This window comes from Sphingobium sp., assembly GCF_041987595.1.
Classification (GTDB): Bacteria; Pseudomonadota; Alphaproteobacteria; order Sphingomonadales; family Sphingomonadaceae; genus Sphingobium.
In genome coordinates this window covers 20,364-34,499 of the sequence record NZ_JBHIWJ010000025.1, presented here as the reverse complement: position 1 = coordinate 34,499, position 14,136 = coordinate 20,364, and the positions used below count along the sequence as shown (strand labels likewise).

Here is a 14,136-nt window from a genome sequence, read left to right as displayed (position 1 = left end):
GATGATTGGTAGCGCTATCAGTTTCGTATCAATAGCCGGTTGGTTAGGTTTGTCAAGATAAGGAGCGTGCTTTATTGGTAACGGTACAAACGTATTTTCTGGATCTGGAAATCGCCCGCCTGAAGGCGGATGTGGCGGCCCTGATGGGTCTGGTCACCGTTCAGGAGGCGTCCCGGCACCCAGCGGCCCTGCGCGTCGAATCGCCCCTCCCATGCGCTGTCGATTCCCGCGAGACTCGGCCCCGGCCCCACCGGCGCGAACGTGACGGTGATCCCCTGGCCCGCGACCAGATAATCCTCCGGGCCGGTCTGGATTATAATGCCTCCCGCGTTACCGGTATCAGTTGTCGCGACAGGTCTCTGGATATCGGCAAAGGAGACGGTAAAGCGATAGTCGCCGATCGTCTCGGTCACGGGTTCATAGACCAGCGTTTCATCATAAAGCGCCTTGGGCCGGAAGCCGGACATGCGCCCCAGTCCCTGCGCTGCAAGTATGTGGGGACTCAGTTGCTCCAGCAGGTCATAGGTCTGCCCCAGCGCACCCGGCTTTTCGTCCACCGACTCGATGGAGAAAGGGCCGAAGCCGATCGCATCGAGTTTCCCGATCGCGTAGAGGGCATTGCCCGGCACCTGCGGATGATCGGCATTATTGGCTTCGGGAATGAACAGCGGATTGTCCGGCCGCTTGTAGATATTCACGATGTCGACGAAATTGGGGAAATAAATGTCGGGCGCCAGGAAATCGAGCGCGGGCGCCCCCGCCTTCCATATGTCGATCAGGTGCGGCAAAGGCCCGCCGCTCGGATATTCGCCCGGCAGGCGGCCGGGCCGATTGAGCGCCACATTCACATACATGGGCATGGCATAGGCAGCCTTGCCCGCCCCCGTCAGCGCGTTGGCAAAGCGCGCATAGGTCCAGGCAGTGAAGATTTCCTCGGCCGGATGGCCGGGACCGAAGACTTCCGCCCATGTGCCGCTGGTCTTGGCCCCCTGTTCTTCCCAGCACTGCTTCAGCTGCGGCCGCAGGGCGTCGCGATGCTGCTGGAGATAGGTCATCAGTTCGGCCGGAACCTGCCCCTTGAACGCGGCGTCGGCCAGCGGGCCATAATCCCGCGCAACCGGCAGCATGCCGATCTCATTTTCCACCTGCGTCATGACGACGGTATTCTGCCTGTCGTCGACAGCCTTGATGTGCGTCATGAGGGCAGCGAAGGCCTTCTGATCCGCCTCCAGCGTGGCGGGCGCCATGGAGGAGAGAATATCGACGCCCTGACCATTGGGCAGTTGCGCGCGGGGAAAACGGTTCTGGTCGCGCTTCACCCAGGCGGGAACATAGGTGGACATGCTGTTCTTCCACGCGCCGAACCAGAGGAAGACGAGCTTCAGCCTGTTCGCCCGCGCGTCGCGGATCAGGGCATCAACCGACGAAAAGTCGAACTTCCCTTCCACCGGCTCGATCAGTTCCCAGGACACGGGCGCCAGCACCGTGTTGAGATGCATGTCTTTCAGCCGCTTCCAGTGCGGTGCCATATAGGCCGCACTCGATGCGCTGCTGTTGCCCAGTTCCCCGGCGATCAGCAGCATGGGCTTGCCCTGAACGTGCAGTTGCGTGGCGGTGCCCTGCTTCACCAGCCGGGGCGGCTCGGCCCGAGCCGTGGCGGCAAGCATGAAGATAGAAGCGAGGGCAATGCCTGTTCGAAGTGCAATGGACACTATCTCTCCCCGTGAAAATGGGCGAGCGCGGCCAGCGCGCCCTGTGTTTCGAGAATGGCGAGCCAGTTGGTGAGCTCGGCGCGGAAATTGTCGTCCGCGGCGAGCGGCGCAGGAATCACGGCGTCAAATCCGAGCATCGCCTGCACCCGCTGCTCGGGCGTTTCCGCCTTGGCAAGACGGGTCGCCATAGCTGCCGCGAGCGGATCATCGACATGATAGGCGTTGCCCAGATCGTCGCGCCCTGCCTGCCAGCGTATCCAACCGGCCACGGCCAGCGACAGCGCCCTGATCCCCTGTTCGGCCTCCAGCCGCGCCGCGATGGTCGCCAACAGCCGCTGGGGCAGTTTCTGCGATCCATCCATCGCGATCTGGCGTGTGCTGTGCCGCAGGGCGGGATTGTCGAACCGCGCCATCAAGTCGCGGCGATAAGCTGCGACATCAAGTTCCGGCGGTGGCGACAGCGTGGCCTGCGCCTCATCCCACAGCGCTTCCACAAATGCTCTTGCTTCGGAACGGGCCAGCACCTCATGGACATGGCCGATGCCAGCCAGCCCGCCCAGATAGGCAATGGCGCTATGGGCGCCGTTGAGCAGGCGCAGCTTCGCCTCCTCCCAGGGCGCAACGGCAGCGGTCAGCTGAACCCCCGCACCAAAGTCGGGACGGGGGCCGCAAAAATGGTCCTCGATCACCCACTGGATGAAGGGTTCGGTCTTGACCATCGCCTGATCCTCTACCCCCAGTTCCTCCGCCAGAGCAGCGATGTCGTCGGCCGTGGTCGCCGGAACGATGCGGTCCACCATCGTTTCAGGGAAAGCCCCCTCCGCCTCGATCCAGCGGGCCAGGTCCGGGTCGTGCCGGGCTGCCAGCGCCAGCACCGCGCGGCGGAGCCGCCTGCCGTTATGCGGCAGATTGTCGCAGGAAATCACGGTGAAGGGCGGCAGGCCCCGTGCCCGACGCTGGCCGAGCGCCGCGACCAGAAATCCGGGCGCCGTTTCCGGGCTTTCCAGCGAGATCAGATCGGCGGCAAGCTGCGGATCATCCTCGATCAGCGCGCCGGTCACCGGGTCCAGCTTATAGCCCTTCTCCGTGACGGTCAGCGTGACGATATGCGTGTCCGGCGACGCCAGCGCGGCAAGCAGTGCCCGCGGACCTTCCGGCGCGACGATGACCCGGCCGACCGCGCCGATAATCCGGCGCTGCACCGTCTCGCCGTCGCGCACCGACAGGGTGTAAAGCCCATCCTGCGGCGTCATCTGGTCCCTGACCTGTGGGGAACGCAGCGAGGCGCCGACAATGCCCCAGCGCAGATCGCCGGCATTGAGCGCATCATCGAAGATCACCGCCTGATGCGCCCGATGAAAGGCTCCTATGCCCAGATGCACGACGCCGCAGCGCACTGCTGCCCGATCATAAGCAGGACGGATCACATATTCGGGCAAAATATTCAGAGTAGCGGACGAAAGACGGGTCACAATTTGTAAGCCGCTTTTGCGAGATCATAAGACAATGCCTTCGCAAGTTCGAAGGCCTCGTCCTCCTCCAGCCGATGCTCGGCGACGAGCGTGGCGAGAAAGGCGCAATCCATACGCCGGGCTACATCATGCCGCGCAGGAATCGACAGGAAGGCGCGGGTGTCGTCATTGAACCCGACCATATTGTAGAAGCCTGCCGTTTCGGTCGTGCGTTCGCGGAAGCGGCGCATCCCTTCCGGACTGTCGTGGAACCACCAGGGCGGCCCCAGCCGCAGCGCGGGATAATGCCCCGCCAGCGGCGCCAGCTCCCGCGAATAGACATCCTCATCCAGCGTGAAGAGTATCAGCCTCAGGCGCGGATCGTTGCCATAAAGGTCGAGCAGGGGCTTCAACGCCTGCACGAATTCGCCCGCGACCGGAATGTCGCCGCCCTTGTCCCGGCCGAAGCGCGCCAGCACGGCGGCGTTATGGCTGCGATGCACGCCGGGATGGAGCTGCATCACCATGCCGTCGTCGATCGACATGCGCGCCATTTCGACCAGCATGTGGCCGCGGAACAGTTCAGCCTCGCAGGCCGTCACCCGCCCGGACATCACCTTGGCATAGAGCGCCTCGATCTCGGCGCGGGGAAGGTTGGCGGTAAAGGCGCTTGGATGGCCATGGTCGGTCGAGGTCGCGCCGGCTGCGCGAAAGTCGGCCCGGCGCTTTTCATGGGCGCGCAGATAGCCCGCGAAGCTGCCCGAATCTTCGCCCGCCATCGCGCAGAAGGCGCGGACATTGTCGGCGAAACGGGGCGCATCAGGGTCCATCACCGGGTCGGGACGATAGGCGGTGATGACCCGTCCCGACCATCCACTCTCCCGGATGGCGCGATGATGGTCCAGCGGATCCCGCGGCCCTTCGGTGGTTGCGATGACCTCTATGTTGTGGCGTTCGAACAGGGCGCGGGGACGGAATTCCGGCGTGCTGAGCGCGGCGTCGATCACGTCATAATAATGGTCGGCCGTCGCCGCCTCCAGCCGCACGTCGATGCCGAAGGCTTCGGCAAAGACCCAGTCCAGCCACAAGCGAGAGGGCGTGCCGCGGAAAAGGTGATAATGTGCGGCAAAGCGGTGCCAGATGGCGCGGGGGTCGCTTTCCGTCGGGCTGCCGTCGACAGTGGGCACGCCCAGCTCCTCAAGCCGGACGCCCTGACTCATCAGCATCCGGAACACATAATGGTCAGGCACGATCAACAGGTCGGACGGGTTGGCGAAAGGCTCGTCATAGGCGAACCAGCGCGGGTCGGTATGACCGTGCGGGCTGATGATCGGCAGGTCCCTGACGGTGGCATGAAGCGCGCGTGCAATGTCCCGGCTGCGCGGCTCGGCCGGAAAGAGGCGATCGGGATGGAGGTGGAGAGGTTTGGTCATGAAAGGCTTTCGGTAGCGGCGCTGTCCACCGCCTGATAGCGGGGCAGGATGAGATGGATGACCGCGAGCGCGATCAGATAGGCGCAGGACGCGACGGCGAAGATCGGGCCGTAGCTGCCGATGCTCTCCAATATGGCTCCAGCGAATTTGGCCATGAGCATACCGCCGATGGCGCCGGCCAGACCGCCCAGCCCCACGACCGACCCCGCCATCCAGCGCGGAAAAACGTCACCGGGCAGCGCGTAGAGATTGGCTGAAAAGCCCTGATGGCCCGCACACGCCAGACCGATCAGCCCCACCGCGATCCACAAGGAAGGCGCATGGGCTGCAAACGCGATCGGCACGGCGCAAAGCGCGGCAAGGAACATCGCGCTTTTGCGCGCCCGATTGACGCTCCAGCCGCGGCCCATGAAGCGTGAGGAAGCCCAGCCGCCTGCCACCGAACCGATGTCCGCCATCAGATAGACGGCGATCAGCGGCGGCCCGAAGTCGAGCATCTTCACCCCATATTGCTTGTTGAAGAAATCAGGCAACCAGAAGAGGAAGGTCCACCAGACCGGATCAATCAGGAACCGGCCCAGCATATAGGCCCATGTCTGGCGGTGCCGGAACAGGGTCGCCCAGCGCACCGGGCGCGGGGTGTCGACCGGGTCAGTCTCGATCCAGGCAAGTTCCTCCGGCGAAAGGCCCTTCTTTTCGCGCGGTCGGCGATAAAAGCCCAGCCAGGCGGCAAGCCAGACGATCGTGAGGAGGCCCGTCAATATGAAGGCCCAGCGCCATCCCATGGTCACGGCGATGACCGGCACGATCAGCGGCGTCAGGATCGCGCCGACATTGGACCCGGCGTTGAAGATGCCGATGGCGAATGCGCGCTCCTTCTTCGGGAACCACTCATTGGTCGCCGCGATCGCGGCGGGGAAAGTGCCTGCTTCGCCGATTGCCAGCGGAATACGCGCCAGCAACATGCCCGCCGTCGAGGTGAAAAAGATGTGCGCCACGTGGCCGACGGTCCACAGGCTCACCGCCAGGGCATAGCCCGCCCGCGCGCCGATCCTGTCGATCAGCCGCCCGAAGAAGACATAGGCGATGCCGTATCCCGCCTGAAACCAGATGGCGAGGTCGGCATAGCCGCTCTCGCTCCAGCCGTAACGCGCTTGCAGATCAGGTTTGAGCGTCGGCAGGACCAGTCGGTCGATATAACTCAACACGACCGCCGCGAAGAGAAGGCCGCAGACGATCCAGCGGACCTTTCCTGACGGCTTGGGAATCGCCTGTCTCACGAAGGTCACCAGTTGAACATCGTGCCGTCTTCGAGCCGGTTCACCGGCAGGAAGGCGCGCTTATATTCATATTTGGCGGCCAGTTCCTCGTCGATATCGACACCCAGGCCCGGCGCCTCGCCCGGATGCATCATGCCGTCGGCGAAGCTGTAGGCATGGGGGAAAACCGCATCAGTCTCCTCCGTATGGCGCATATATTCCTGTATGCCGAAATTCGGCACCGACAGGTCGAAGTGCAGCGCCGCCGCCATGCAGACCGGCGACAGATCGGTCGCCCCATGACAGCCGGTGCGGACCTGATAGAGATCGGCCAGCGCCGCGATCCGCCGCAGATGCGTGATCCCGCCTGCATGCACCACGGTAGCGCGGATATAGTCGATCAGCTGGTTCTGGATCAGGTCCTTGGCGTCCCAGATCGAATTGAAAATCTCGCCGACCGCGAGCGGCGCGGTCGTGTGCTGGCGGATCAGCCTGAATGCTTCCTGATTTTCCGCAGGCGTCGCATCCTCCAGCCAGAAGGGACGATAAGGTTCCAGATCCTTGCCCAGCCGTCCCGCCTCGATCGGGGTCAGGCGGTGATGGATGTCGTGCAGCAGATGCACGTCCCAGCCCAAGGCCTCGCGCGCTGCCTTGAAGAGTTCGGGCACGACGCGAAGATATTTGCTGGTATTCCAGACATTCTCCGTCGGCAGATCAGCGTCCGCGGGTTCGTAGAAATATTTGTCCTTGCTGACGCCATAGGTCGACGCCATGCCGGGAACACCGCATTGCAGACGGATCGCCTTATAGCCCTGCGCCTGATATTCCAGCGCGACATTAACCGTATCTTCGACCGTCGTGCCATTGGCGTGCCCATAGACCATCACCCCCTCACGGCTCGCGCCGCCGAGCAGCTGATAGACGGGCAGACCTGCAATCTTGCCCTTGATATCCCACAGCGCCATGTCGACAGCGGCAATGGCGGTCATGGTCACGGGACCGCGCCGCCAATAGGCGCCCTTGTAGAGATATTGCCAGATATCCTCGATCCGGTGCGCGTCCCGCCCGATCAGGCACGGAATGACATGATCGGTCAGATAGCTCGCCACCGACAGTTCGCGACCATTGAGCGTCGCATCGCCCAGGCCGTAAATTCCCTCATCCGTGATGATCTTGAGCGTCACGAAATTGCGGCCGGGACAGGTGACGATGACCTTGGCGTCTATGATCTTGGGCATGGGATAATCCTGTTCAGATGATTTCTAGCGTTGTTTTCTGGAGATTTTCGCTGTCCGGCCCGGTCATGATGTCGAAGAGGCCGGGTTCGACCACCTCCTGCATGTCGAGATTCCAGAGCGTGAAGGCAGCAGGCGTCAGCACCATGCGCACGGTCCGGCTCTCTCCGGGCTGAAGCGTCACGCGTTCAAAACCCTTCAGTTCCTTGATCGGGCGGGTGACGCTGGCGGTCTGATCATGAACATAGAGCTGGACGACTTCGTCGCCCGCCCTTTGGCCAACGTTGCGGACCTCGACTTCCACCGTCACATCCCCGCCCACTCCGATGCGCGACGCGGACAGGCGGGGCGGCCCGAACTCGAACCTCGTGTAGCTGAGGCCGAAACCGAAGGGGAAAAGCGGGCGAACATCCTCGAACACATAACCGCGCCTGGCCGATGGCTTGCGGTTGTAGAAGACCGGAATCTGCCCTGCATCGCGCGCCACGGTGACTGGCAGCTTGGCGCCGGGATTGACGTCCCCAAAAAGGATATCGGCCATGGCAGTGCCGCCCTCCTGTCCCGGATACCAGCACTCCAGCAACGCATTAGCGCCATCGGCTATCGCCTGATAGCTGGGCGGACGGCCATTGATTGCACAGACAATGACGGGCTTGCCGGTCGCCAGACAAGCCGCAAACAGCTCATTCTGTTCGCCCACAAGATCCAGGCTGGTGCGATCGCCGAGATGGTTCTTCGCGAAGCCCTCCCGGCTGGTCTGCTCGGTGTCGCCCAGAGCGAGCAGGATGACGTCGGCACCCTTCGCCACCTCGACTGCCTGCGCGATCAGCTCGCGATTTTTCGCCGGGTCGGCGAGCAGCACTTCATCGGCCGAGCGATCCTCGCTCCGGGTGATGAAAACGCCCTGCGCATGAACGACCTTGGCCTTGCCCTTGATCTTCGCCCGCACGCCTTCCAGCAGGGAAACGGCCTGGCGCGGTATGCTGCTATACCCGCCAAGCCGGACGACGGCTGCGTTGGGACCGATGACCGCCACCTGCTTATGCGCGCCGGGGGTGAGCGGCAGCAGGCCGTCATTCTTGATTAGCGCAATAGACCGATGCGCGGCCTTCAGCGCCAGCGCGCGCGCCTCCGCATTGCCGGTCAGCCGATCATAATCCTCGCGCGGCCAGGGATTTTCGAACAGGCCCGCGCGGAACTTGAGCGTCAGCATCCGGGTGCAGGCCAGATCGACGGCTTCAAGAGGCACTTTTCCAGCGCGGACCTGTTCGACGAGCGACCGATAGGTCTCACCATCGGGCAGCTCGCAATCAACGCCCGCCCGCAGCGCAGCGCGTGCGGCTGCCTCCGGGTCGGGCTGGACATGGTGAATGGTATCCAGTTCATGCACTGCGCCATAGTCGCTGACCACCGCACCGTCGAAATGCCACTCGCCGCGCAGGATATCGTTCAGGAGCCAGCGATTCTGGTGCGAGGGGACGCCGTCAATTTCATTATAGGAGGGCATGACGGCAGCGATGCCGGTGCGCTTCACCACCTCGCGAAAGGGCGGGAAGAAATTCTCGCGCAGTTCACGTTCAGAGATCGGCGCGGGCGCGATATTCTCGCCGCTCTGGGGCTGACCGTGGCCGGTCATGTGCTTGAGCGTCGCCATGACCTTGTCCGGGCCGATCTGCTTGCTCTCGCCCTGCAGGCCACGCACGGCGGCAACGCCCATCTCGCCGCAAAGATAAGGATCTTCGCCAAAGGTCTCCTCGATCCGCCCCCACCGCGGATCACGGGCAATGTCGACCACAGGCGAGAGCGCCAGATGCACGCCCCGCGCCCGGACTTCGCGGGCGATGACGGACTGGACGTCCTGCATCAACTGGCGGTCGAAACTGCCCGCAAGGCCGATCGCCATGGGGAACATTGTCGCGTCGGTCGCCATATAGCCATGCAGCGATTCCTCATGGAACAGCACGGGGATGCCGAGCCGCGTTTCCTCCAGCGCCCATTTCTGAACGGCAGTAATGAAGGCGACCGTATCGGCAGACGTGCGCCAGCGCGCCCCGACGCCACCGGCCTGGGTCGATCCATTGGGCGCGCCGCGCCGGTCGGAGGGGCGGGTGATCTGGCCGAAGCTGTTCGGATAGGCCTTGCCTGCCTTGGCGGGCGAGAAGGTGAGGTCGTCCATGATATCGGCCTTGCTTGCCCAGAGCGCGATGATCTGGCCGACTTTTTCTTCCAGCGTCATGCGCGAGAGCAAATCCTTGACGCGCAGATCGATGGGCGCCGTGGCATCCTTGTAGAGCGGCCCGCCCTTCCCCTTGGCCAAGGCTGGTGCGCCCACGACAAGCGAGGTCGACGCGAGCAGCCCCAGCGCCTGACGGCGTGCGAAGCGGCTCATGGTATCACCGTCAGCGTGGCGGTCTTCAAATTGACCGAGCTGTTGCCCGTCATGATCTCGAAATCGCCCGGCTCGACCACGCGGTCCATATGGTCGTTCCACATTTGCAGCGCTTCCGGACCGACGGTGAAGGAGACAGTCCGCACTTCACCAGGCTTGAGAGTTACGCGTTGGAAGCCCTTCAATTCCTTGACCGGACGAGTGACGGAGCTGACCTTGTCGCGGACGTAGAGCTGAACCACCTCGTCGCCTTCGCGCTGACCGCTGTTTCGCACATCAACCGATACGCTGGCGGTCCCTCCGATGCCGATCCTCGTTGCCGACAGGCGCGGCGCCGACAGGTCGAAGCTGGTGTAACTGAGGCCAAAACCGAAGGGATAAAGCGGATCGGTGGTGTCGAACAGATAGCCCCGCCGCGCGCTGGGCTTGGCATTGTAGAACATCGGCAGTTGCCCGACCGAACGGGGGACCGTTACCGGCAGCTTGCCGCCCGGATTGACGTCGCCGAACAGCACATCGGCCACGGCATTGCCGCCCTGCTCGCCCAGATACCATCCTTCGAGGATGGCGTTGGCCTGCTCCGACACCTTGACCGTCGAGGCGGGACGGCCATTGATCAGGACCACGGTGATCGGCTTGCCCAGCGCCTTGAGCGCGTCGAACAGTTGCTGTTGCTCGCCCACAAGGTCAAGGCTGGGCCGGTCGCCCAGATGATTGTCGGCCCAACCTTCGCGGCTCGACTGTTCCGTGTCGCCCAGCGTCAGAACGATCCGGTCGACATTGCGCGCAGCCTCCACCGCCTGGGCTATCAACCTGCGGTTTTCGGCGGGGTCGGACTTTGTGACCTTGTCTTCCCACCAGTCGTCATTTTCGGTGATCTTCACGCCCTGCGCGAAAATGATCTTCGCCTTGCCGCCGACCTTCGTCCTGATGCCATCAAGGATCGATACCGTGTGCGGCGGCTGACCATAATAGCCGCCGAGTCGCGCTACGGCGGCGCTGGGACCGATTACGGCGATGCTGCCTTCGGGCTTCAGCGGCAACATGCCGTCATTCTTGAGCAGGGTGATCGAGCGCTGCGCCGCTTTCAGCGCCAGCGCGCGAGCGTCGGCATTGTTGGTGATCTTTTCCGAGGCCGGCGCGTCGGCATAGGGATTTTCGAACAGCCCGGCGCGAAACTTCAGCTCCAGCATATGCCGCACGGCCTGATCGACCTGCGCCTCGCTGATCCTGCCCTCGCGAACCTGCCTGGCAAGCGTTGCATAGGACAGGCCATCGGGCAGGTCCGCATCCACGCCTGCATCCAGCGCGCGGCCCGCCGCCTGCTCCAGATTGCCGGCGATATGATGGATGCTCATCAGCTGGTCGACCGCAGAATAGTCGCTGACAACCGCGCCTTTGAAGCCCCATTCGCCGCGCAGCACATCTTGCAGCAGCCAGCGATTGGCGTGAGACGGCACGCCGTCGATCTCATTATAACTGGCCATGACCGCCTCGATGCCGGTGCGCTTCACCACCTGCTCGAAGGGCGGAAAGAAATTCTCGCGCAGTTCGCGTTCCGAAACGGGCGCCGGGCCGACATTGGTGCCGCTTTCAGGCTGGCCGTGGCCGGTCAGATGCTTGAGCGTCGCAAAGACCTTGCCCGGCGGCAGCAGGCGCGAACGACCTTTGCCCTGCAAGCCTTCCACCGCCGCGACACCCATTTCCCCGACCAGATAAGGATCTTCGCCATAGGTTTCCTCGATCCGGCCCCAGCGCGGATCGCGCGCAATGTCGACCACCGGCGAGAGCACCAGACTGACACCCCGCGAGCGGATCTCGCGGGCGATCACCGCGTTCACGTCGCGCAGCATGTCCGGATCCCAGGAGGAGGCCATGGCGATCGACTGGGGAAAGCTGGTAGCGCCAACAGCCGCATAGCCGTGCAGCCCTTCCTCATGGAACAGGATAGGGATGCCGAGGCGCGTCTGGGTGGTCGCCCAGCGTTGCAGCGCATTGACCAGCGCAACCGTCTGGCGCGGGTTGCGGCCGGGAACTTCGCGGGGAGAAAAGGCCCCCTTGGCGTCGGAAGGGCGGGTGAACTGGCCGATGCCGTTCGGATAGACCTGACCCAGTTTCGAAGGGTCGAGATTCAGTTTGGCGTCGAAAATCTTGACTTTATCAGTCCAGACGGCAGTGATCTGGGCGATTTTCTCGTCCAGCGTCATGCGCGACAGCAGGTCATCGACGCGCAATTCGATCGGCGCGCTCGCATCCTTGTAAAGCGGCTTCGCGGCAGCGCTTTTGGGCGCGGCCATAAGCGGCGCAGCCGGCGCAGCCACGATCAAAGTCAGGGCGGAAACCGCGCACAACAGCTTGCAGGACCGGATCACGAAAACGCCTCTCCCCATTTTTCGACGCGCTGACTTTTCGCTTGCCGCGCCGCAACTGATAGCGTTAACATTGCTCAGACAATAGCAACCTGTCAATGCCCTTCGAGCCGTGACGGGAAGGAGAGGAAAGGGACCCATGTTCGCGCGCCTGTTTTGCTGGACCATCGCCTCCGCCATGGCGGCGGCATCGCCCGCCATGGCGGAGGACGGCTATGATTTGTGGCTGCGCCACGCGAAAGCGGAAGGCAGCATGGCCCAAATGATTGCCCGCCATGCGACGGCGATCATGGCGCCCGGCGGCAGCGCGACTGCCCTTGCCGCCCGCGATGAACTGGTTCGCAGCCTGACGAAGATCGGCGGCGTCGCCCCCGCCCTGACCGACGCTCCGCAAGACGGGGCGATATGGCTGGCGACTCCGGCTTCAGCGGCGGGCCTTCCGGTCAAACTCGATGGATTGGGGCAGGAAGGCTATGTCATCCGCTCGCTGACGCGGGATGGCAGGGCCGTGACCCTGATCGCCGCCAACAGCGATATCGGCCTGCTCTACGGCACCTATGCCTGGTTGCGGCTGGCGGAGACCGGCGCCTCGCTGGACCGGCTCGACATCCGCAGCGCGCCTCGCGTGAAACTGCGGCTGCTCAACCATTGGGACAATCTGGATGGCACGGTGGAGCGCGGCTATGCCGGGCAATCGATCTGGGACTGGTGGCGCCTGCCCGACTGGAAGGGGCCGCGCTATACCGACTATGCCCGCGCCAATGCCTCGATCGGCATCAATGGCACGGTTCTGAACAATGTGAACGCCAAGTCCGACAGCCTGACCGCGCCCTACATCGCCAAGGCGGCAGCGCTGGCCGACGTCTTCCGTCCCTATGGCATCAAAGTCTATCTATCGGTCAAATGGACGGCCCCGATGGAGCTTTCCGGCTTGAAAACCGCCGATCCGCTCGACCCGCAGGTCGCTGCCTGGTGGAAGGCGAAGGCGGACGAAATCTACAGGGCGATCCCCGATTTCGGCGGTTTCCTGGTCAAGGCCAACAGCGAGGGCCAACCCGGTCCACAGGATTACAGGCGCAGCCATGCCGACGGCGCGAACATGCTGGCGGCGGCGGTGAAGCCCCATGGCGGCATCGTGATGTGGCGCGCCTTCGTCTATGCGCATGACAATCCTGAGGACCGCGCCAAACAGGCCTATAGCGACTTCAAGCCGCTGGACGGCCAGTTCGCCGACAATGTGCTCGTGCAGGTGAAAAATGGCGCGATCGACTTCCAGCCGCGCGAGCCTTTCCATCCCCTGTTCGGCGCCATGCCCAAAACCCCGCTGATGATGGAATTTCAGATCACCAAGGAATATCTTGGTCAGTCGACCCACCTCACCTATCTCGGTCCCTTGTTCGAAGAAACTCTGAAAAGCGACACATTCGCCCACGGCAAAGGATCGACCGTCGCCAAAGTGGTCGACGGATCACTGGAAGGGCATAGACTGACCGGCATCGCGGGCGTTGCCAATATCGGCGTGGATCGCGACTGGAGCGGGTCGATCTTCAATCAGGCGGACTGGTATGCCTTTGGCCGCCTCGCCTGGAATCCCGACCTGTCGGCAGATGACATCGCCCGCGAATGGGCCGCACAGACCTTCTCGCCCGATCCCAAGGTCACGGAGCCGGTCGTCGCCATGATGATGGGATCGCGGGAGGCCGCGGTGAACTACATGACCCCGCTGGGACTGGCGCATGTCATGGGCACCGGCCATCATTATGGCCCCGCGCCCTGGATAGCCGACCTCGCCCGCCCCGAATGGAACCCGGTCTATTATCACAGGGCCGACGTGCGGGGCATCGGCTTTGATCGCACGAAAACGGGCAGCAATGCCGTTGCCCAATATGCCCCGCCGGTTGCGAAAATGCTTGCCGATCCGAAAACCACGCCCGAACGGGACCTGCTCTGGTTCCATCATGTCGGCTGGGATGCGAAGCTGAAATCGGGCGAAACGCTATGGAACAGTCTCGTCCGCCATTATGATGCAGGCGTTGCCTATGTCGCGAACATGCAAAGGACCTGGGAAGGCTTGCGCCCTGCTGTCGATGCGGAACGTTTCAACCAGACGAAGGCTTTCCTCGGCATCCAGTATCGAGAGGCAAAATGGTGGCGCGACGCCAGCCTCGCCTATTTCCAGTCGATCGCGAACCGTCCTCTGCCGTCAGGTTCGCTCCCGCCGGAACATGACCTCAATTGGTACAAGGCCCAGAGCTTCCCCTATGCGCCGGGCCATCCATGACCGATTT

Annotated in this window: 8 protein-coding genes; 1 reads left to right on the top strand and 7 read right to left on the bottom strand. The window is 63.2% G+C overall.

Annotated features, from left to right (window positions below; translation table 11 throughout):
- Window positions 1–71: 71 nt before the first annotated feature.
- Genes ACFC3J_RS08950 through ACFC3J_RS08920 form a run of 7 tightly spaced genes read right to left on the bottom strand, consistent with a single transcriptional unit; the run spans window position 72 to window position 11,851 of the window.
- Window positions 72–1,712 (bottom strand): DUF5597 domain-containing protein, encoded by a 1,641-nt coding sequence (locus ACFC3J_RS08950; protein ID WP_375195831.1) that lies wholly within the window; start codon window positions 1,710–1,712, stop codon window positions 72–74.
- Window positions 1,712–3,184: a mannitol dehydrogenase family protein gene (locus ACFC3J_RS08945; RefSeq protein WP_375195830.1), complete on the bottom strand. Its 1,473-nt coding sequence runs from the start codon at window positions 3,182–3,184 to the stop codon at window positions 1,712–1,714. Before ACFC3J_RS08945 ends, ACFC3J_RS08950 begins: the two co-directional genes overlap by 1 nt.
- Window positions 3,181–4,596: a glucuronate isomerase gene (gene uxaC, locus ACFC3J_RS08940; RefSeq protein ID WP_375195829.1), complete on the bottom strand. Its 1,416-nt coding sequence runs from the start codon at window positions 4,594–4,596 to the stop codon at window positions 3,181–3,183. The genes ACFC3J_RS08945 and uxaC overlap by 4 nt, the downstream gene beginning before the upstream one ends.
- Window positions 4,593–5,876 carry an MFS transporter gene (locus ACFC3J_RS08935; RefSeq protein WP_375195844.1) on the bottom strand — a complete coding sequence of 428 codons (1,284 nt, stop codon included), beginning with the start codon at window positions 5,874–5,876 and terminating at the stop codon, window positions 4,593–4,595. Before ACFC3J_RS08935 ends, uxaC begins: the two co-directional genes overlap by 4 nt.
- A 5-nt stretch (window positions 5,877–5,881) precedes the next feature.
- Entirely contained in the window at window positions 5,882–7,093 is a 1,212-nt protein-coding gene (gene manD / locus ACFC3J_RS08930) for a D-mannonate dehydratase ManD (RefSeq protein ID WP_375195828.1), read from the bottom strand.
- Window positions 7,094–7,106: 13 nt separating this feature from the next.
- A complete protein-coding gene (locus ACFC3J_RS08925; protein ID WP_375195827.1) occupies window positions 7,107–9,479 on the bottom strand; it encodes a glycoside hydrolase family 3 N-terminal domain-containing protein in 2,373 nt (790 codons plus the stop codon).
- Window positions 9,476–11,851, bottom strand: coding sequence for a glycoside hydrolase family 3 N-terminal domain-containing protein (locus ACFC3J_RS08920; protein ID WP_375195826.1), 2,376 nt, complete (start codon window positions 11,849–11,851; stop codon window positions 9,476–9,478). Before ACFC3J_RS08920 ends, ACFC3J_RS08925 begins: the two co-directional genes overlap by 4 nt.
- Before the next feature lie 136 nt (window positions 11,852–11,987).
- Here ACFC3J_RS08920 and ACFC3J_RS08915 point away from each other — a divergent pair, with 136 nt between their 5' ends.
- Window positions 11,988–14,129, top strand: coding sequence for an alpha-glucuronidase family glycosyl hydrolase (locus ACFC3J_RS08915; RefSeq protein WP_375195825.1), 2,142 nt, complete (start codon window positions 11,988–11,990; stop codon window positions 14,127–14,129).
- Window positions 14,130–14,136 lie beyond the last annotated feature (7 nt).